Origin of the sequence: Pseudoalteromonas sp. DY56-GL22 (assembly GCF_041414715.1) — a bacterium.
In the GTDB taxonomy this organism is placed as follows: Bacteria; Pseudomonadota; Gammaproteobacteria; order Enterobacterales; family Alteromonadaceae; genus Pseudoalteromonas; species Pseudoalteromonas simplex.
Genome location: NZ_JANHZR010000006.1, coordinates 286,566 through 307,831, shown reverse-complemented (window position 1 = coordinate 307,831; position 21,266 = coordinate 286,566). Strand labels below are relative to the sequence as shown.

Below are 21,266 nucleotides of genomic sequence, written 5' to 3'. Positions count from 1 at the left end.
AAGACTAATTGAAAATAGTAACAGTGTCCATTTATGGACGATATATGGGTTTTGAAGTGTTCTATAAGCGGACACTTAATTATATATATCTTTATTAGTTTCAATATAAGTTGTTGTAATTTAATGAAAATAAAAGTTGGCACAAGAGTTGTTTTATCTATAGGTAATTAGCACCTAGATAACTTAAAGGCGTCAACATGGATAAGAAAATTACACGCTCAAATAACAAAGCATTTTTTAAGAAATCAGTAATTGCAGCAGCATGTTTAGCTGTTGCGGCAGCAGCTTATGGTTTCACACAAACTGAGCAAACAGGTCGTAGTCAGCAAGTAACCGCGACAAGCTTAACGATTAGCACAGTACAACAAGGTGAATTTGTTGATGCTTTAAGTCTTCGTGGTCAGGTTATGCCTCGCACTACTATTTACCTCGACACCATTGCCGGAGGCCAAGTCGAAGAGCGACTTGTTGAGCAGGGTGAGTTTGTTAAAAAAGGCCAACCACTTGTGCGTTTAAGCAATACCAATTTGCAGCTTGATGTAATGAGCCGTGAAGCACAGGTGACTGAGCAGCTTAACTTTTTACGTAACACGCAAATGAATATGGAAACCAGCCGTTTAAACTTACGCCGTGATTTGCTTGAAATCGATCTTAAAATCACACATTTATCGCGTCGCTTAAAACAGACTCAGCCGCTAGTGAAAACGGGTGTGTTAGCACAAGAGCAATTATCTGAAATTCAAGAAGACTTAGCGTATTACAAAGCGCGTAAAGAACTAACTCTTGAGCGTCAAAAGCAAGAAAACAGCATTCGTGAAGTTCAGGTCGCTCAGTTAAAAGACAGTGCCGACATGTTAGAGAAAAACCTACAGTTTGCACGTAAGAACCTTGAAAACCTACTCGTAACAGCACCTGCCGATGGCTATTTAAGTGAACTTGATGTTGAAATTGGTGAATCAAAAGGCCGTGGTGCTCGCCTAGGGCAGATTGATATTCCTAATGAATACAAGCTAGTTGTGCGACTAGATGAGTTTTACCTGAGCCAAGTTCAAACAGGTATGCAAGTGCTTATTGAGCATGAACAAGGCGAAATTGCGGCGACGGTTAGCAAAATTGATAGTCGTGTTCAGCAATCACAGTTTCAGGTTGAGGTCGATTTACCCAATGGCACTAGCAACATAAAACGTGGGCAAAGCCTTGATGTACAGCTGATGCTAGGTGATAGCAAAGGCACAGCTTTATTACTTGAACGCGGCGCATTTTTTACCAGCTCAGGGGGTAACTGGGTTTATGTCATGGAAAAAGATGGCAATCGTGCAGTACGAAAAGACATTCGTCTTGGCAAAAAGAATCAAAACTATTATGAAGTGTTAAGTGGCCTAAGCGCCGGAGATCGCGTGATCACCTCTAGCTACAGCAACTTTGATAAAGCACAACAACTACAATTTTAAGGATAAAAACAATGATTAAATTAACTAACTTATCACGCGTATTCCGTACTCAAGATGTTGAAACAACAGCGCTTAATAACATTAACTTACATGTAAACGAAGGCGAGTTTCTTGCCATTATGGGGCCATCTGGCTGTGGTAAATCAACATTACTTTCTATTTTAGGTATGTTGGATTCGCCATCGGCAGGCAGTTTTGAATTTTTAGGTGCAGACATCGCAGGGTTTGGTGAAAAGCAATTAGCAACACTTAGAAAAGCGTCGATTGGTTTTGTTTTCCAAAGCTTTAACTTAATTGATGAATTAACAGTATTTGAAAACGTTGAGCTGCCATTACAGTATCAAAATATCTCAAAAAGTGATCGTAAACAGCGAGTAGAAGAAATTTTAAAACGTGTTGCAATCGACCATAGAGCAGATCACTTACCGCAGCAGCTATCGGGTGGTCAGCAGCAACGTGTAGCAGTAGCCAGAGCTCTTGTGATTAATCCAAAACTTATCTTAGCGGATGAGCCTACGGGTAACCTTGATTCAAAAAATGGTGATGAAGTCATGGCGATGCTACGTGAGCTAAATCGCGAAGGTACCACGGTAATTGTGGTTACTCACTCAGAAAAAGAAGGCAATTATGCTGACCGTTTAGTGCGCTTACTTGATGGCCAAGTGATGGTTGATAAAGCTAACCGTGTTCAACAAACAGCAGAGGTGGCATAACATGATTTTAAGTTATTTGATCACCGCGCTGCGTGCGTTTAAAAACCAAAAGCAGCACTTTATTTTAAATGTTCTGGGTTTAAGTGTGGGCTTAGCTGCGGCAATTCTAGTTGCTTTGTTTGCAAAAAATGAGCTTTCGTACGATAGCCAACAGCCACATGCTGAGCGTGTTTATCGCGTTGGCCAAGACTTCTCAAAACTTGGTTTAGCTGTGGTGCCTATTTTTAATTATGTGCAGTCAAAGCAGGCCGAAGATTACAGCCAAGTTGAAGAAGTGTTCGGGTTAACTATGGTCGAGCTGACCCGTGAAGCCATGGTGGATGTGAGTTACCGCAATCAAGGCTATAAGTTAAATGCCTTATATGGTGCTACAGCAAATATTGAAAATTTCATTGCTATGGAGACGTTGGCGGGTGATCTAACAACAGCAATGAGTACACCAGACAGCCTCGCTTTAAGTGAATCAGAAGCTCTGCGCATTTTTGGTCGCACCGATGTGATTGGTGAAACACTTACGCATGAACAAGGACAGTACACGGTGCGTGCCGTGTTTGCGGACTTAGCAGATAACACTCACTTTGCCTTTAAAAACCTTGTTTATGTTAAGCATGATCCAAGCAAAATAGACATCAACAGTAGTTATGTTTATATGCGTGTAGCAGAGGGCACCGATACCGATGCATTAGCTAAAACCTTAACAGAGCGCTTTTTTAGCAATTCGATGCTGGAGCAAGTTAGTTTAGAGCTGCATCCATTACTTGATTTGCACTTAACGGCAAAATCACCGTTTGAGATGAAAGCAGGTGGTGCTAAACAAGTGGTGATGATCTGTGTAGGTTTAAGCGTGTTACTTATTCTTATTGCAGGTTTTAACTTTATTAATATGACCGTCGCTCAATCGACTAAACGTGCAAAAGAAGTGGGTGTGCGTAAAGCGCTTGGCGCAAGTAAAGGCCAGTTAGTAACGCAGTTTTTATCAGAATCTGTGTTGGTATCAATACTTTCAATGGTGATTGCTTGTGCTTTAGTGGAGCTACTTTTACCAAGCTTTAATCAACTAGTAGACCGCGAATTGGTCGTGAATTATGCCTCTGAATTTGGCATTGCAATTATTGTGGTCGCAATTGCTGTGGGCATATTAGCTGGGCTTTATCCTGCATTCTTTATTTCGTCATTCAGTGCAAAACGCGTTTTAAGTGGAGACTTACAACGAGGTAATACTGCAATATGGGTTCGTAAGAGCTTACTAACCTTACAGGCTTCACTAGCAATAGGTTTAATCATTGCCTCTATTACTTTGTTAAAGCAATTAACTTACTTACAAAGCTTACCTTTAGGCTATGAAACGACACAAAGATTGGTTATTTCAGAGCTACCTGTAGGCGAAGTATTCACAAAAGAAAAAAATGCCTTAGTTAACCGTATTAGTGCAATTCAAGGCGTACAGCAAACAACAGTTATTGATACCCGTTTAACTGTTTCAATCAATAATACACTTATGCCAACGTGGCCAAATGGTGAAGCATCTGGCAGCTTAACGCCTGTTGTAGGTGCAAGCTACGATGTTGTAAAAACGCTAGGGTTAAAACTGGTTGCTGGTCGTGACTTTAGCCGTGAGTTTGCCGGTGACTGGGCAAGCCGTGAAAATGGAGTAACAAGTACGGGTACCATTGTGACTGAATCTGTCGCAAGGCAAGCGGGTTACACTAATATGAGTGACATTATCGGTAAGGTTATTAAAGACTCAGGTCGCGGCATAGATATGCGTGTTGTAGGTGTGGTTGAAGATGTAAAAGTAGGTAATGCTAAAGATGCCAACTCAAATATTATGTTCTTATGTGGCTTTAACTTTTTATCACCTGTATCAGAATTAATTTTAACGATTGATCAGCAAAACTTGCCTTATATTAAAGCTCAGATCGCTGAAGTATTAGCAAGCTCAGCCAATATCTATGAGCCAAAAATCAATTTACTCGCAGACAACTACAAAACTCTGTTAAAAGGTGATGAGCGAATTTCGAATGTCGTTTTAATCTTTACTGGCCTTGCAGTGTTCTTAACTTGTTTAGGTACCTTTGGTTTGGCTTCGTTTGCAACAGTGCGTCGTCAAAAGGAAGTGGCTGTTCGAAAAGTGCTAGGTGCATCTCGCATCAGTATCGTAAATATCATTGCTAAAGAGTTCTTAGTGCTGGTGGCGCTCAGTATTGCTATTGCGTATCCAGTGACTTACTTGTTAGTTGGTGATTGGTTAGCAAACTTTAATGACCGTATTGAACAAGCTGTATGGGTGTATTTAGTTGCCGCCGTTGCTGTAGCCACTATTACTTGGGTTACCGTTGCAAGTTTAGCCTTTAAGGCCGCAAGCACCAGACCATCACTTATCTTGCGATATGAATAACAGTTAACTAACTCCCAACTATAAGCCCAGCAATACCGCTGGGCTTTTTTAGTTTTAAATGCTTATTGAGGATGGCCGTCACCTACGTAGGGCTATTTTTTGTCGCCATAAATGACGACCTACGGTAGGACGTGCTTTAGCGCGTTAGCATGTATTCTTTGTCGCCATAAATGGAAACCTACGTAGGACGTGCTTTAGCGCGTTAGTATGTATTCTTTGCCACCATAAATGACAATCTTCGTAGGGCGTTAGCATGTATTCTTTGTCGCCATAAATGACGACCTACGTAGGACGTGCTTTAGCGCGTTAATCTACTATATTTAATGTTCTACAATTTTATGAAAAAGGACTTTTCATGAGCTGGAGTCATTTAAAGAAAGGGCGAGTTTCAATTCAATCAGGTGAATATTTCATAACGTTCAACTGCCATAACAGAAAAGCACTGTTCACTGATCATAACTTAGCAAAAGTATTTTGTAGGTGTATTGAAAGAAATGAACTATTGCATCAATGCTGCTGGTTAACTTGGGTGCTTATGCCCGATCATTTTCATGGTTTATTAAGGCTTAGCGATAGTAGCTTGGGTAAAACAGTTGGTCATCTAAAAGGTCTTTCTGCTAGAGAGATAAACAAGATACGTTGTTTTTCGCAAACGGTGTGGCAACCTGCTTACTATGACCATGCACTACGTGAAGAAGAAAGTAGAATAGCTGTAGCCAGATATATCGCAGCAAACCCTTTGCGAAAAAAGCTAGTTGATAATTTAGGTAGTTATCCATATTGGAATTCTGTTTTCTTGTGATTGGTTGTCGCCATAAATGACGACCTACGTAGGACGTGCTTTAGCGCGTTAATATGTATTCTTTGTCGCCATAAATGGTGACCTACGTAGGACGTGCTTTAGCGCGTAAATATGTATTTTTGTCGCCATAAATGGCGACCTACGTAGGACGTGCTTTAGCGCGTCGGTATGAGAGTTAAAGGTCTTTAACCTTCACTGCGGGGTTACCTGCTACTAGGGTATTTGCCGCGACATCTTTGGTAACTATTGCCCCTGCGCCAATCACGGCATTATCAGCAACTTTAATACCCGCAAGTATAATAGCGCCTGCACCAATCCATACATTGTTGCCAATGCTAATCGGCGCTGCAAAATTAGCTTTTGCTAAACGCTCGGTTGGGTTTACAGCATGCGATACCGCGAGTATTTGCACATTAGGGCCTATTAAGCAGTCATCGCCTATCGTAATTTGCGCATCAGATAGCGGTGCATCGAGCATAGTACAGTTAATATTTATGAAGGTTCGATCACCTATTTTAATACCACTGCCATAATCACAATGAAAACCCGCTTCTATAACAACCTGCTCTCCACAGTGAGCAAACATGCCTTTTAGTCGTTTTAAATTGCCTTTACTCGGGCTTTTTGCAAATAAACGGCAAATTTCATGGGCATTTTTTCGTTGTTCGAGTAAGGACTTATCGAGGCTATTAAACTCTTTCATGGGGCATATTCATGGTTATATTTGCCAATAGCTTAGCGTGTTGGTGATGAAGATCAAAATTAAAGCTGTGTAGGTTAACGAGTATTCACTTGCCATTTATATTGTTTCGTTTAAAATTCCACAACTTTCGAAACGAAACTTATGTGATTCACTTTATGACAAAACGAAACACTCAACAACGTCGCCATACAATCTTAAGCCAAGTGAATGAACTTGGTGAAGTTGCTGTTGAAGCGTTAGCAGAGCAGTTTCAAACTTCTGAAGTGACGATACGTAAAGATCTGACAGCCCTTGAAAAAAGTGGCTTGTTGCTACGCCGTTATGGTGGTGCCATTGCATTGCCGCAAGAAATCGTTGCAAATAGCAACGAGAAAAGCGACTCGCTTCGCAAAATGGCAATCGCACAGGCGGCTGCAAAGCTTATTAAAGACCATAACCGCATCATCATTGATAGCGGTCGCACTACAGCGGCGATGATCCCTGAGCTTGCTAGTAAGCGCGGTTTAGTGGTGATGACAAATGCTATTAATGTCGCTAACCGGCTGCTTTCATTAGAAAATGAGCCAACACTTTTGATGACCGGCGGAACTTGGGATCCACATTCAGAATCGTTTCAGGGCCAAGTTGCGGAGAATGTTCTACGCTCTTACGACTTTGACCAACTGTTTATTGGTGCCGATGGCATTGATATTGATAGAGGCACTACAACCTTCAATGAATTAGTGGGGCTTAGCCAAGTGATGGCTGAAGCTGCCCGAGAGGTAGTGGTGCTGGTTGAGTCAGAAAAAATTGGCCGAAGAATACCGAATTTAGAACTGCCTTGGCAGCGTGTTACCACAGTTATCACAGACAACAACCTAAGCGCAGATAAGCGCGAGGCGATAACAGCATGTGGTGTACAGCTGATCTGTGCAGAAATTGAATAACCCGTAATAAGACCGACAACACCTTATTACGCATCATTTATGACAACACATACCGCCCAAAGTAGAACGCTTTGGCATGTGCAAAAGGAGAAATTATGTGTGGAATCGTAGGGGCTATTGCAGAACGCCCAGTAAATAAAATTCTTGTTGAAGGCCTTAAACGCCTTGAATACCGTGGCTATGACTCAGCTGGTGTGGCTTTACTTAAAGGTACTGAGCTTAACACTGTAAAAGCAGTGGGTAAGGTTGCTAACCTTGAAGTGGCACTTAACGATGCAGCAGTTAATGGTACTACTGGTATCGCGCATACGCGCTGGGCAACTCATGGTGGCGTAACTGCAGCGAATGCTCACCCACATGTTTCGAATAGCGAAATTGCTCTTGTTCATAACGGTATTATCGAAAATCATGCCAGCCTACGTGATGCGCTTAAAGGCGACGGTTATGAGTTTTTATCAGAAACAGATACTGAAGTCATGGTGCACCTTATTCACCAACTTCGCCAACAGCACGATACACTTTTAGCTGCTGTACAAGCTGCTGTTAAGCAGTTTGAAGGTGCATTTGGTACAGTTGTATTTGATAAAGCGAACGACAACGAAATCATCGTAGCGCGTTCAGGTAGCCCACTGGTGATTGGTTTAGGTCTTGGTGAGAACTTTATTGCCTCTGACCAACTTGCTCTATTACCTGTTACTCGCAGTTTTATTTACCTTGAAGAAGGTGATGTTGCTCGTATTACCCGTGACAGTGTTGAAATCTTTGATGCGAACGGTGATGCAGTTGAGCGCGAAGTGATTGAATCAAACATTACGCAAGATGCATCAGGTAAAGGCGAATATCGCCACTACATGCTGAAAGAAATTTACGAGCAGCCGCTTGCTGTACGTAACACCCTTGATGGCCGTTTAGTTAATGACACTGTCGCGATTGATGCCTTTGGCGACAGCGCTCAACAAATCTTTAAAGACGTAAAACACGTGCAAATTATTGCCTGTGGTACTTCATACCATTCAGGTATGGTTGCTCGTTACTGGCTTGAACAGTTTGCTGGCGTGAGCTGTAACGTTGAGATTGCCTCTGAGTTCCGTTACCGCGAATCATTTGTACATGAAAACAGCTTACTTGTGACCATTTCACAGTCTGGTGAAACAGCTGATACGCTTGCTGCACTTCGTCTTGCAAAACAGCAAGGTTACATGGCATCAATGACCATTTGTAACGTACCGGGTTCATCGTTAGTACGTGAATCTGATTTAGCCTTTATGACTAAAGCCGGTGCTGAAATTGGTGTTGCATCAACGAAAGCCTTCACCACACAGCTTGTTGGCTTATTAATGCTAACGGCATCGATTGCGCAGGAAAAAGGCTTAGATCAAAGTGCGATTGTGAATGCAATTAAAACACTTCCTAACAAGTTAGAAGAAGCATTACTGCTTGCTGAAGGGATTGAAGATTTAGCTGAAGAGTTTGCTGATAAGCACCATTCATTGTTCTTAGGTCGTGGCTCACAATACCCAATCGCGATGGAAGGCGCGCTTAAGCTGAAAGAAATTTCATACATTCATGCTGAAGCATACGCAGCGGGTGAGCTTAAGCATGGTCCTCTTGCGTTGATTGATGCCGACATGCCAATCATTGTTGTGGCACCAAACAACGAACTACTTGAAAAGCTTAAATCAAATGTAGAAGAAGTACGTGCCCGAGGCGGTATTATCTATGTATTCGCAGACAAAGACTCAGCGTTTGAATCTGACGAAACAATGCGTGTAATCAACGTAAACCATGTAGATGACGTGATTGCCCCAGTTGTATATACAATCCCGCTACAGCTGCTCTCATACTATGTTGCGGTTATTAAAGGCACCGACGTAGACCAACCTCGAAACCTAGCAAAATCGGTAACGGTTGAATAAGTTAAAGCATCAAGAGCCGGTTGTGTAGATTCTGAATAAAGTTGGAAACATCTAAATAAAGATGGAAATTGACAAACAAGGATCTAAAGTGACAATTAAATAGGAGAACCGAGGTTCTCCTATTCAAAATCTAAACGGGTAAATATCTATATGATTGAGGAGCAGTAATATTATCACCTAGTTCACTTAAACATAATGGGCGATCATATCGCACAACATTACCTACTTTTATGGCTGTTCCTTTGTCTCTACCCAAATAGTATTCGTCGAAAAACTGCTTAGAGATACCCGCAGCTTTCTTCGTTCGGTTCCAAAGTAACTCTGGGTGTTCAGATATGATATCTTCAATATCAAATTCACCCACGACTTTACCAACAGGCATCGTTGAATAAACGACGACCGTTTTAATACCATCCCTCTTAAAACAATTCTTCCTGAATTCAAACTTTTTTGTGCCTTCAAGTATTTTATCTACAAATTCAGGCTTAATCGACAATAAGACTTTCATTTACGGCTCCCAACCTAGCAATGTGACTAAATTGCTGGTTTGTTAACTGCATAACACCCCAGTATTCACTTTCATCTAATCCAACTTCGTCTATTAGATCACCACGGGTAATACGTTTAGCAAGGGCTGCATTATAAGTGAATCGAATAATGTGACAGTATTTTTTTTCATTATATATACGGGCTAGCTCATCATTTCTGAAAATTGAATAAGGTGCACAGTATTCTATGAAGGCTGAGAGTGACTCAAACTCTTTGATATTCTTATATTCTTCGACTACGCCAATTGACGTAGCTACTGAACGAAATCGGGCTGGTCCTTTATTGTCACTAGTACGGTATAGAATTAAATTATCGCCAGTGCGAAATGAAGACACTCCTCCCATACCGCAAATGTATATTTTGTGAATACTGTTGCTATGTGAAACATCTTGAATAATATCGTGAGTTTCATTGTTCAAAATTGAGTCAGGTAGCATTCTTGAGTGAAATTGAGGATATATGGATAATAAATACGAGTTTGCTTGGCTAAGCTTTACGAAGGGATATGTACTAAGCGTAGAACCTAGCTGATAACGCATTGATCTAGCCATGACAGTTTCAGTACCGTTTGGCGTATTTTTAGTTCCATGGGAGATAAACCCGTATTTGGCAAATAGATTTTTCAAATAATGATGTTTATCAAACACTGTTACATAAATACTATCAACGTCTAATGTTAGCGCATGATCGAAAATCTTTTTAATAAAACGCTCCCCACGTCGGGTACCATGTGAATTGAATTTGAAAGTACCAACTTTTAGGTGCTTGCCTGGTGGTAAGTGTGGGTAAATATCGGTAATAGGACCAACTTCTTCTTTCAAGTACATGAATCCGTCAATTGATGCACCGTCTACGAGTACATATGCAAACTCATTTTGTTCTGCCTTACGAGAAAACCAAGCAGGAAACTCAGTATAATCGGCTCGTAATGTGTCAAAAAAAGAGTCCATTAGATTAATTTGACTAAATGGTGCGTAGTGAAGGCTTTCCATAACTTACTCCAAGTGTGAGCTGATAAAGTGAGTCAACTCTAATATATCGTTATTAGTATCATGGACAAAAATAGGAATATTTAGTTTTTCGGCTATAGATTTTGCATTTGCTAATTCGTTGTCGCTTAAAGCTTTGTAGGCTGACTTGTCATGCTGAATGCCATCTCTTGCGGCAATTCTGTCTAAAACAACTTTAACATCACAAGTCAGAACACACATCGCAATCGGTGCTATAGATGCAAATGTTTCTTCTGGAACTAGCTGAACTTCTTTATTTACATCGAATAATGCAAAGTGTCCATCTAATATAAAACTGGGGGCATCCACAAACTCATCTAACGCAGTCACTAAAACATCTTGATTTTTCGCGACATTGGCAACGGATTTACTTTTGGTAAAAAGACCTGTTTTAGCTCTAGTTATAAGCTCACTAGCAGAAAAGTGAGGGACTTTTAACTCGCAAGCCAATTTATTACATAACGTGGATTTACCGACGCCATGAATACCACCAATGAATATTAATTTCCTTTTCATCGCTATCTTTCCTTAACTTTAACGAACTTATATAGAACAAGAATCCTGACAAATTGTCAATCTTGCCAATTATTTGTAATCATTATTTCTACAAAGTTAAATGCAGTCCTAAATACGCCACATATATACGCCTACTTTCCGCTTCAGCATAAAAATGTAGGCAGTAACTGTCAGGTAATTTTACATGACTCTTGTGATATACCTGCAGCCCATCACCTAACCAAAACATGCGTTCTTTCTTTTTTGACGTCATTATTTATACTGTTCTATTCACCATTAATATGAACAGCTAGATGTTGATGCATAAGTGATTGAACCAACCAATATTGATGTGCAAATTAATTATGGTTTCGTCAATGTTCCTCAAGTCAAAGAGGCATTGCACCCCGCACGGTATTTTGAGGGGTTGTATTTGCCTAAGGAAACAGCAAAGGGGCTTAGTACTCAATAGGTAATAGATAATCTGATGAACATTTTGACGACTTTTTGAGTGAGAAAGTGAGTTTTGATATAGGCTTCGCAAAGAGACTAGAACTCGTCACAGGTATGTCATTCAATTTTTGGTTACGCATTCAAAACAAATTTGATGACTCCCATAAAGGTGAATATTGATAATACAAAAAAGCATGTATAAAAGTGCGTTCTTTTGTTGGCAGAGCATAAGTTTAAATCTGTCAAAACGATTATAAAGTAACAAAATCATCAAGTTTCACAATTTATCACTCAAGTATCACAACCTCATCACTTCTAATAGTTGTAGCCTGTTTTTACTATAACCATGACATAACAAAACAAGGAGAATGTCATGAGTAATAACAATCATAAAGCAAATCAAAAGAACCCTAACCCAAACACATCCGGAACTAATGATGCTTATCAAAAAGTGTTGGATAACCGTAGTAACCAACTAAATCCGAATAACCCTCGTTATAAAGGTAAAAAATAAGGAGCTAGCAATGCCAAATACTTCAGATATGTCACAAGAAGAACTGGACGTTTGGTCGGATATTAATAACCCGAACAATGATGCTGATATGGATGAATGGGCAGACTGTCATAATCCAAACAATGATGACTACATTGGGGATGACTGAATCAATTGGTTGGTAGATAATTAAATCTACCAACCAACCAAAAGGAGTTGCTTTGAAAATACAAGGTAATAAAAAATGTAGGGATACTAAACGACTTATAAAACTTGCCATTGAAAATGGCATGACCAACCAAGAAATAGCCGCTAAAGCAGGATTGAGCAAAAAGTCAGTAGCCCAAGTTAGTCGTTGGCGAAATGGGGAAGCTTTAGCCTTTGAACGCCAAATGAGATTTTTCATCAAAGAATTTGGTGATCAGTTGAGGCGGAAGTCTGAACACCTTTTATGTGTCGAAAAAGAAGGCAAGCATCAATTCATAAAACTCACTGGTGAACTTATTTTAAAGCATACTGCAAGAGTGCCTGTTAGTACTGGGCGAAAACAAGTACATGTTGCAATTCATCGGTTCCTCATTTTTCAAAAAAGCACACATTTCTATGTTGTATCACAAGCCAGAAAAGGGTTTGAACCTGAATTCTCCGTAGACCATCGACAGCTTGGTAACATGGCCCATTGTGATAATGAAGATGCGAATTGGATCTCAAATGGAATCCCCAAACTTCTTCATCAAGATGAAATAATGGATATCATTGATTCAATAGCCATTGAGCTTGCTGAGGGGCGATTCATTCCGAATCATAACTTTAAATATTTAGGTCAAGAGTTGAGATATTGTTTGAGGCGATACCTCATGAAGGAAGGATACTCATTACCTGATGTGATTGACATATCGAATAAAGAAGAGATAATCGAATAAACCCAAAACCAAACTGGAGTAATGCTCCGATAGGTTGGAATTACAACCAATCATTTAAGTTTCGCTTTGCGGTGCCACCACTGAGCATGACTTGGTGGTCGCATTACACTTAAAGGCGCTCTGAGATTTGCCACTGGCTAGGTGAAAAGTACGCTTAATAACCGAATCAATCCTGAGCTAACAGGGAATGGGGTGGGTAAAACCAAGCCACTTTTCACCAAGAAAGGTCGCTTGGTTTTTTTGTGTCTGTAATTTGCTTGATTACTGTTCACTGATGCAATTTGTATTGCAATTGATTAGGATGGTTAAACACTCAGGCTAAGGATAATAACAATGAAAAAGCGCAGTGTTTTAACTTCAATAGGATTGACTGTATTAGTGCTCAGCTCGGGGATTGCTTATGGACAATCTTTTGATCTCATCATCAAAAACGCTATGTTGCTCGATGGTCGTGGCGGCAAAGCGGTTCGCGCTGATGTTGGTATTGAAAGCGGCAAGATCACTAAAATAGGTGATATGGTGGCTGACAAAGCTCAACAAGTTATAGATGCCAAAGGCAAGGTTGTAGCACCAGGCTTTATCGATTTACATTCCCATGCTGAGCGCTCAATTGCAGAGCTGCCGCGGCTCGATAACTTAGTGCAGCAGGGTATTACCACCATTTTGGGCGGTAACTGTGGTTTTTCTCCTGTCGACTTTAAGCAATTTTTTGCGCAAACCGAGCGTTCACCTCTAGGGCCTAACCTAGCCTTATTAATTGGCCATAATGATGTTCGTAAAGCTGTTATGGGTGAAGAACAACGACTTGCTACTGCTGATGAGTTAAAAGCAATGCAAGCACTGGTCGATAAAGCGATGCAGCAGGGGGCGTTTGGTCTATCGACTGGGCTTAAATATGTTCCTGGTGTGTACTCAAGCTTTGCTGAGGTAAAGGTGCTTGCCGAAACCGCTCATGCTCAGCATGGATTTTTTGCCTCCCATATGCGCGATGAAGGCGCAGAGATTGTCACGGCGATGAATGAAGTGCTCGATGTTGCAAAAGAGACCGGTATTCCTGTGCATATCTCCCATCATAAGCTGATTGGCCATCCAAATTGGGGCGAGAGTAAGCACACTATTCAGATGATCCGTGATGCTCGCAAAGCGGGTTTCGATGTCACCCTCGATCAGTATCCTTACACGGCTTCTTCTACGCGATTTGCTATTTTATTTCCTGCATGGTCATTGGCTGGTGGCCAAGCTGAAGTTGAAAAGCGTTTACAAGATCCAGAGTTAAGGCAAAAAATAAAACAAGGCTTGATCAAAAATATCCGTGAAGATAGAGGCGGTGGTGACCCCGCAAGACTACAAATAGCGCATTATGCAGCAAACCCTGCATGGGATGGGCTAACCTTTGCTGAAGTATTAAAACGTGAAGGGCGAGCGCAAAGTATTGATGAAGCCGCTGAACTTGCCATGGAAATTCAAGCAAATGGTGGTGCTCAGGGGATCTTCCACGCTATTAATGAAGATGATGTTAAGTACATCATGGCTTACCCAATTACTGCAATCGCCACCGATGCGGGTGGTTCAGAACTTGGTAAAGGCAACCCACATCCACGCGGGTACGGCACCTTCCCCAGAGTACTAGGTCATTATGTGCGTGAGCAGGAGGTGATTTCGTTACCAGATGCAATACGTAAAATGACCAGTTTACCCGCAGCAAGAATAGGCCTAACTGACCGAGGAGTGATAGCACAAGGCTATGCTGCTGATATTGTTATACTCGACCCTGCGACGGTTGCTGATAAATCAACGTTTAGCGCACCTCATCAGTACGCAGAAGGAATTGAATACGTCATTATTAATGGCCAAGTCATTAAATCACCGGATGGCATGACGGGTAAAAGCGCCGGGCAAATATTGCGTCATACGCTTTAGTTAAAAGAATGACTTTTATGTATTTTTTACGAAAAAAGTACATAAGTTATCTTTGTTTGTTCCTGCAATTCTGTTAGCTTAAAAAATTACCAATATTTCTTAAGGATAAGCCGTGCGACTATTTAAGTTACTCTGTATTAGTGGTTTTTTACTCTGCACTAGTCATGTAATGGCTCAACCCGCTGCAGATGATGCGGTTACAAATTACAGCCAACATATACATACTATCGAATCAAGTAATCTTAGTGAGCAACGCACTGTCGTTGTGCAATTACCTAAAAGCTATCAAACACATCCAAACAAAAGATATCCCGTTATTTATCGTTTGGATGGGGCTGGTAATTTACCATTGATTAATGCCGTGCTTGAGCGCTTACAAGAAAATGATCAAGCGCCAGAGGTGATTGTAGTTGCGATTGAAAGCACTAATCGACTTAGAGATTTTTATCCGACAGTGAACAAAGAACCACAAGGGCCTGTTGGTGAAGGCGGTGGTGCAGCAAAGTTTTTAGCTTTCGTAGAGCAAGAACTGATGCCTTTGGTTAATAAACAGTATCGTACTCATGATTATAGAGTTATTGCAGGAGCCTCAGCTGCGGGTGTATTTGCTCTTTATGCTATGCAGGCTGACCCTGAGTTATTTCAAGCGCACATTGCTTATAGCCCTGCGGTATGGTGGAACTATGGCGCCCCGGCTAAAAGTCTAAATACCTTTGTTACTAAAGCCAAAAGCATTAACAGCTATGTATATATGAATATCGGCGAAGAAGCCGGCATTATGCGCGAAAGATACGATGATATGCAGCAAACAGTGCAAAATAGTAAGGTGCAAAATTTGCGCTTTAAGAGCGATGCCTTTGCAGGTGTTTCGCATAACCTAACCTCAGCTGCTGGGGCATTTAATGCGTACCATGGCTTATTTTTATCTAAACATATGCCTTTGAGTGCACTAGGCGATGATGTTTCATCAATTGATGCTTATTATCAACGTTTATCTCAGCAATGGGGCGAGCAAATAGCGCCACCAGACCGCGCTGTTAGGCTGCTGGGTTACAGTTTAACGGATAACCAGCAATTTGAGCGGGCTATTGAGGTGTTTAAGTACAATATCAAAAACTACCCTAAATCAGCGTATGCACTGTCAGCCTTGTCATATGGCTATGAAATGCAAGGTAATACTCGCCAAGCATTAGTTCAAATCGAGGCTGCAATCGCTGTTGCAGATGACTCGTATCCCTACCCTGATTACTTAAAAGAGACAAAAACGAGGTTACAAGGGCAGCTATAGTTAAGCTGCCTTAAACAAATCAATGGTCTTGGTGATAATAGCTTAGGGTTTGTAGGGCAAGCGCAAATACATCTGCGCTGTTATCACCATTAACGTTTTTAACCACAGTCACCGCGACAGTAATGCCCGGTACAGTTTTCGAACTCACCGCAGAAGGCGGCATCAATCGCTTTTGGTAGTTCAGCTGCGCTGCTAACATGAGCTGTATCCTTTTTGAGTAACCTTGCAGTCACTCTTGTTATTATTTTTAAGGCATTTTTAGATTGCTCAAATTTTCTCTAGATGACAACCCATAGGCGCTTAATTGCACATTTTTCACGTTGTGTTAGTTTGGATAAATATTAAACTGCACCAAAAATTTAGAACAAGTAATGTGTATTAGTTTGTATATACAAGTTAAAAGGTAGTTCTTTTAATTAAAAATAAACCCCGCATTGCTGCGGGGTTTTTTGCTTTTTAACAACCAGTTAAGAATTAAAAGTCAGTCGGTGCTGGTGGCACGGTGAGTGGCTTTTTCGGGTTGTCTTTTAGCTCTTTTAATAGCTCTTCTACGGCACGTTCAATCGATGGATCTTTACCTTGGTAGATTAACTCTGGGCGGTCAACAACCTTGATATCTGGAGTGACACCTTCGTTTTCGATGATCCAGTTGCCATCGTTATCTAAAATGCGGAATGTTGCCGCGATAACTTGGCCGCCATCTACTAGGCTTGGGTTACCTGAAATACCAATTAATCCACCCCAAGTACGGGTACCAATAAGCTTACCTAACCCTGCTTGGCGGAAGTAGTAAGGAATAGCGTCACCGCCAGAACTTGAGTAACCATTGATCAGCATGGCTTTTGGACCATCATGAGCAAATTGTGGTGTTTTCGTTGGCTCAACACCGCGACGCTTCCAATAGTTAAGCGGCTTACGAGCAAGCCAAGTGATCATGTGCTCAGGAATAAAGCCGCCGCCATTGTATCGGTCATCAATAATCATGGCGTCTTTGGTGGTTTGCGGCATGTAGTTTTTGAACATGGCGCGGTTACCTTCGTAGGCTGTATTTGGTAAGTGAACATAACCAATACGGCCATTTGATAGCTTATCAACGTAGGCTGCACGAGAGTTAACCCAGTCTAAATAACGCAAACCTTGCTCGCTGGAGACAGGCTTAACGGTAACTTGCCATGCACCTTTGCTGCGCGGCTTACTGTTAAGAACTAACTCAACTTGCTCACCTTGAGTGTTCTCTAGTAGTTCGTAGAAGTTAGCGACGTCTTTTACTGAGCGGCCATTTACGGCAATGATGTAGTCGCCGTTATGTGCTTTTACCCCTGTTGTGCCAAGTGGTGAGCGGAAGTCTTCATGCCAGTTTTCACCTTGGAAGATTTGCTCAATTTTTACGTATCCAGATGGATCGCTGGCAAGTTTTGCACCCAATAAGCCGTGCTTTTTACGCTCTGCTTTTGGCATATCACCCGACTGCACATAAATGTGGCCTGCGTTAATTTCACCTGCGATTTCACTGAGAATGTAATCTAGGTCACTACGGTGTGAGATAGCGTCAGCCATAGGTTGATACTTGGCTAAAATAGCGTCCCAATCTTGGCCGTGATGGTTTTCATCGTAGAACCAATCACGTAATGTACGCCAGCCTTCAACATACATTTGCTGCCATTCAATTTGTGGCTCAATTTTTAAGGTCATGTTACTAAGATCTAGCTTATTCGCTGCTAAGTCTTGTTTTGCTTTAGGCTCAATTAAGCTGTAATCGTTACCCGCATGTACTAACAGGTGCTCACCGTTGCTCGAAATAGTATAACTACGAACCCCTTTCGCCACGGTTTCAAGCTCGCTGTCGTGAGCTGTGCCTATCAATTGTAGGCCACCATTAGCCAGTGTTAGCACGCCACCTTTTACTGCCGTTAAACCACGATAATCTCCAGCTGGCGCATTTAAAGCGGTTACACGCTGCATAAAGTCACTACTTTGCAGGCTATTTTTAGCTTTCTTGTCGTCATCTTTTTGTTTATCGCTGACGATCGCTGTTTCATCACTTTGTAGTGCGATAAGTGGTTTGATGCTGTCATTTACGGCTGCGGCATAAATACGCGTTGCACGATTAAACATGTAGTCAAACTCGTAGCTACTAAAGGCTAAGTTAAAGTCGCGCTCAGAACTAAAGTACAGATATTGACCATCTGGAGAGAAAGTTGGGTTTTGCTCATTGGTCATTTCATCCGTTAAGCGAGTCACTTTCTTTTTATCAACATTGTAGTGCCACAGCGAGGCATAGCGGTTTTCATTGTTTTTCACATACACAATGTCTTCGCTATTTGGCGACCAAGTATATTGGCGAATGCCTTCTTCATCGTAGATGCTGGTATCAATTTTGTGTTGTTTACCTGATTTTGCATCTATCCACCAGAGTGTGTGGTTTTTATCTGCAAATAACAGTTTTGAGCTATCTGGTGACCAAATTGGCGTAAAACGCCAAATAGTGCCGTTGCTGGTTAGCTGCTTGGTGGCATTATTTTTACTGCGATCTTTTAAGTAAATTTCGTATTCGCCACTTTCATCGCTCATATAAGCAATATAACGGCCATTTGGCGACCAACTTGCGTCAATTTCGCGGCCTTTTGCTGTGTAAGATAAGTTACGTGTTGGGCCTTGTTTAACCGGTACGCTAAATAGCTCACCGCGGGCAGTAAAGAGTGCACGCTTACCATCATGAGAAATCGACATTGAGTCGATAAAGTCACTCACATTTTTTGTGTACGGCATTGCGTATTGACGCACACCAGCAATGTTAATGCTCAGCTTGTTGCTTTTTTGAGTTTTTGGATCAAAGCGGTAAAGGTAACCACCGTTTTCATAAACAACGGCATTTGGGCCAGCTGATGGCCACAGTACGTCAAAGTCTTTATGGTTGGTTAGTTTTTTCGGCTCAGCGCCTTTTTGGTATTGATACAGGTTAAGGGTGTAATCACGGTCAGATACAAAGTAAATGTTGTCGCCAACCCAAGTTGGTTGCTGATCGGTAGCGCGGTTACTGGTTAGCTGCTCTGAGGTATTGTTTTTTAGATCGTAAACCCAGACATCTTGTGCACGACCGCCACGGGTGCGCTTCCAAGTACGAAATTCACGGTCAATTGGCGTGTAAACATATTTACTACCATCTGGCGAAAGCATACCGCCGCCGGTTTCTGGAATAGCCAGAGGCTGCTCAAGGCCTCCGTCAGCAGGCACCATGTATGGACGACCCATACGTTTACCCCACGGTGTGCGGTTAGCACGAAATACCACATTTTTGCCATCAGGTGTCCAATCGAGAACACGATAATCAAAACCGCCGCGTGGTGGCATTGGGCCAACATCGTTGTAGTAAGTCAGTTGTTTTAAGCCAGAACCATCGCTGTTAATGACATAAATTTGGCGGCTGCCATTGTACTCGGCTGCAAAGGCAATGCGTTTACCGTCAGGTGAAAACTTAGGGAAGGTTTCAAAGCCAATATGGTCAGTTAAGCGTTTGCTCTCGCCAGTTTGCGTATTAGCAATGTAAATATCGCCACCGTACACAAAGGTAACGTTTTGGTTATGAATATCTGGAAAGCGCAGTAAGCGCGTGTCTTTAGTTTCGTAAGCTGATGCCCAAGGTGCTAGTGTCGCAGCCATGGCCAGTGCCAACGTTGTTAGTTTTTTCATGGGATTACATCCTATTTTGGGAACTGTTACATCATAACTATTCAGTTTTAAATAGCGATGCTGATGCGATGAAAGTCTGTTACAAAATATGAATAAAAAAAGGTTGGCAGTAAATGCCAACCTTTGCGAGCTATGTCATACCATAAAACATAACTTCTTAGTGGTCGTGATCGTCACTTTCTTCTGCAATGCCTAACCAAGTGATGGCGCTAGGTGCAAAAGTCAGTTCAAGATCACCTTCAATTTCAAGATCTTCGATATGTACTTTTAGTACGTGCTGAGCGATAGGGTCAGCAACGTAAGCAAACTCACTATTTTGTGACACAGTCATGCTGAAGTTCATGCCCTCTGGCATCGTTGTTACGTCTTCTTCAGTGATATCTACTTTACCGGCAAGCTCCCAGTGCATGTGGCCGTCGTGCTCATGAGCTTCAAGCACGTTTAAAAAGCCTAAGCTATCAAGCACTAAAAATTGCTCTCCGCTTGCTGAGAATGAGTAAGATACAGCACTTGCGCCTTCATCAAGTTGCCACTCAAGTACTTCCATTTCAGCTTCGCTTGGATTGATACTTACAAATACACCCGATGCAATTGCAATAAAGCTTTCACTACCTTCATGGCCATATAATGTGCCAATACGTGTATCACCTAGCGCATCTATATTGGCGATTTTTTCTGCATGGTATTCATCGTCATGCTGGTGGGCTATTAGTACACCGTCACCACAACCAAATGCTACATAATCATGGTTTTGCGCTGCACCGTGTAAATCTGGGCAAGTAACTTCAAATGTTTGTTCAAGCTCATATTCACCGTCATGAAGGTGGAAAACACCCACTTGATCCGGCAGGATTTTAGCGTTTGAAGTGCTTTCGCTATCAGCACGACGCAATGTAGCAACTAGGTGCTCGCCACGTGGCTCTGCAACACCGTGCATATTGATGTCGTACTGAATACCAGCAAGTGTCGCGGTTTCGTTAGTAATGTCGTTATCGGTTAACACTTCTACAGAGGCAACTGTACCTGCGTCGGCATTACCATCGTAAAACACGGCCATTTGGCCATCATGTTTAACGATGTGAGTAGGGCGGCTGCCCGTTGTTAGCTCGTAGTCACTAAATGCAGGGCCTTGTTTATAGTCATGTAAATGTTCGCCATGATCTTCACGCCATAAACCGCCATCGATAAAACCTAAGTAATCTTGGTTACGGTTAGCAATAACCGCATAACGGTAGCTTGGTGAAACATTTAGTGAGCTTGATTCATGAGTAAGCGAAAACGTTTCTAGTAACGAGTCGTCATCTAAATCAAAAATATTCGCTTCGTTGCTATCTGCTGCTAAAACCGCTAAACGACCCATTGAGTCAATGGTATAGCCATCGTCATGATCGTGATCATGGTCATCACCACCGTCGTCTGGAACCTCAATAGGATCTTTCTCAACAATATTTGTTTCTGCATCACCACATGCGGTGATCAGGGTGCTACTAATTGCCAGTGCCAATAGTTTTAATCTAAATAAGTGTGTCATGTAGG

The 21,266-nt window shown here is 41.7% G+C and carries 18 protein-coding genes; 11 read left to right on the top strand and 7 right to left on the bottom strand.

Features of this window, described 5'->3' with window-relative positions; genetic code table 11:
* The first annotated feature begins 197 nt into the window (after window positions 1-197).
* The 4 genes from NO991_RS15045 to NO991_RS15030 all read left to right on the top strand — a co-directional run bounded on the left by NO991_RS15045 (window position 198) and on the right by NO991_RS15030 (window position 5,364).
* The gene (locus NO991_RS15045; RefSeq protein ID WP_054552245.1) at window positions 198-1,451 is read left to right on the top strand and encodes an efflux RND transporter periplasmic adaptor subunit; all 1,254 of its coding nucleotides are present in this window, start codon (window positions 198-200) and stop codon (window positions 1,449-1,451) included.
* 11 nt (window positions 1,452-1,462) lie between these two features.
* Entirely contained in the window at window positions 1,463-2,164 is a 702-nt protein-coding gene (locus NO991_RS15040; protein ID WP_371352160.1) for an ABC transporter ATP-binding protein, read from the top strand.
* Window position 2,165: 1 nt separating this feature from the next.
* Window positions 2,166-4,562: an FtsX-like permease family protein gene (locus NO991_RS15035; protein WP_371352159.1), complete on the top strand. Its 2,397-nt coding sequence runs from the start codon at window positions 2,166-2,168 to the stop codon at window positions 4,560-4,562.
* Between the two features lie 355 nt (window positions 4,563-4,917).
* Window positions 4,918-5,364 carry a transposase gene (locus tag NO991_RS15030; RefSeq protein ID WP_082389219.1) on the top strand — a complete coding sequence of 149 codons (447 nt, stop codon included), beginning with the start codon at window positions 4,918-4,920 and terminating at the stop codon, window positions 5,362-5,364.
* Window positions 5,365-5,539: 175 nt separating this feature from the next.
* Here NO991_RS15030 and NO991_RS15025 read toward each other — a convergent pair whose 3' ends face one another.
* Window positions 5,540-6,067, bottom strand: coding sequence for a sugar O-acetyltransferase (locus NO991_RS15025; RefSeq protein ID WP_194442505.1), 528 nt, complete (start codon window positions 6,065-6,067; stop codon window positions 5,540-5,542).
* 155 nt (window positions 6,068-6,222) lie between these two features.
* Between NO991_RS15025 and NO991_RS15020 the strand changes: the two genes are divergently transcribed.
* Window positions 6,223-6,993: a DeoR/GlpR family DNA-binding transcription regulator gene (locus tag NO991_RS15020; RefSeq protein ID WP_054552250.1), complete on the top strand. Its 771-nt coding sequence runs from the start codon at window positions 6,223-6,225 to the stop codon at window positions 6,991-6,993.
* A 95-nt stretch (window positions 6,994-7,088) separates the two neighbouring features.
* Complete coding sequence (gene glmS / locus NO991_RS15015; RefSeq protein ID WP_371352158.1) at window positions 7,089-8,909, top strand: glutamine--fructose-6-phosphate transaminase (isomerizing); 1,821 nt, start codon at window positions 7,089-7,091, stop codon at window positions 8,907-8,909.
* 130 nt (window positions 8,910-9,039) lie between these two features.
* On the opposite strand, the gene NO991_RS15010 is transcribed toward glmS, so the two are convergent.
* From NO991_RS15010 to NO991_RS15000, 3 genes are read right to left on the bottom strand one after another with little or no spacing between them, the layout of a single operon-like run.
* Window positions 9,040-9,417 carry an ASCH domain-containing protein gene (locus NO991_RS15010; protein ID WP_209327571.1) on the bottom strand — a complete coding sequence of 126 codons (378 nt, stop codon included), beginning with the start codon at window positions 9,415-9,417 and terminating at the stop codon, window positions 9,040-9,042.
* Complete coding sequence (locus tag NO991_RS15005; RefSeq protein ID WP_209327570.1) at window positions 9,395-10,450, bottom strand: hypothetical protein; 1,056 nt, start codon at window positions 10,448-10,450, stop codon at window positions 9,395-9,397. Before NO991_RS15005 ends, NO991_RS15010 begins: the two co-directional genes overlap by 23 nt.
* A 3-nt stretch (window positions 10,451-10,453) precedes the next feature.
* Complete coding sequence (locus tag NO991_RS15000) at window positions 10,454-10,984, bottom strand: ATP-binding protein (protein ID WP_371352157.1); 531 nt, start codon at window positions 10,982-10,984, stop codon at window positions 10,454-10,456.
* A gap of 805 nt (window positions 10,985-11,789) precedes the next feature.
* Between NO991_RS15000 and NO991_RS14995 the strand changes: the two genes are divergently transcribed.
* The 5 genes from NO991_RS14995 to NO991_RS14975 all read left to right on the top strand — a co-directional run bounded on the left by NO991_RS14995 (window position 11,790) and on the right by NO991_RS14975 (window position 16,040).
* Complete coding sequence (locus NO991_RS14995) at window positions 11,790-11,930, top strand: hypothetical protein (protein WP_209327568.1); 141 nt, start codon at window positions 11,790-11,792, stop codon at window positions 11,928-11,930.
* Between the two features lie 10 nt (window positions 11,931-11,940).
* Window positions 11,941-12,078 carry a hypothetical protein gene (locus NO991_RS14990; RefSeq protein ID WP_209327580.1) on the top strand — a complete coding sequence of 46 codons (138 nt, stop codon included), beginning with the start codon at window positions 11,941-11,943 and terminating at the stop codon, window positions 12,076-12,078.
* 52 nt (window positions 12,079-12,130) lie between these two features.
* On the top strand, window positions 12,131-12,832 hold the full coding sequence (locus NO991_RS14985; protein WP_371352156.1) for a helix-turn-helix domain-containing protein: 702 nt from the start codon (window positions 12,131-12,133) through the stop codon (window positions 12,830-12,832).
* A 333-nt stretch (window positions 12,833-13,165) separates the two neighbouring features.
* A complete protein-coding gene (locus tag NO991_RS14980; RefSeq protein WP_371352155.1) occupies window positions 13,166-14,752 on the top strand; it encodes an amidohydrolase family protein in 1,587 nt (528 codons plus the stop codon).
* 169 nt (window positions 14,753-14,921) lie between these two features.
* Window positions 14,922-16,040, top strand: coding sequence for an alpha/beta hydrolase-fold protein (locus NO991_RS14975; protein ID WP_371352154.1), 1,119 nt, complete (start codon window positions 14,922-14,924; stop codon window positions 16,038-16,040).
* Between the two features lie 19 nt (window positions 16,041-16,059).
* Here NO991_RS14975 and NO991_RS14970 read toward each other — a convergent pair whose 3' ends face one another.
* The 3 genes from NO991_RS14970 to NO991_RS14960 all read right to left on the bottom strand — a co-directional run bounded on the left by NO991_RS14970 (window position 16,060) and on the right by NO991_RS14960 (window position 21,261).
* Entirely contained in the window at window positions 16,060-16,239 is a 180-nt protein-coding gene (locus tag NO991_RS14970; protein WP_371352153.1) for a hypothetical protein, read from the bottom strand.
* 275 nt (window positions 16,240-16,514) lie between these two features.
* Window positions 16,515-19,730 carry a S41 family peptidase gene (locus NO991_RS14965; protein WP_371352152.1) on the bottom strand — a complete coding sequence of 1,072 codons (3,216 nt, stop codon included), beginning with the start codon at window positions 19,728-19,730 and terminating at the stop codon, window positions 16,515-16,517.
* A 157-nt stretch (window positions 19,731-19,887) separates the two neighbouring features.
* Window positions 19,888-21,261, bottom strand: coding sequence for a 5-methyltetrahydrofolate--homocysteine methyltransferase (locus NO991_RS14960; RefSeq protein WP_300359995.1), 1,374 nt, complete (start codon window positions 21,259-21,261; stop codon window positions 19,888-19,890).
* Window positions 21,262-21,266: the final 5 nt, after the last annotated feature.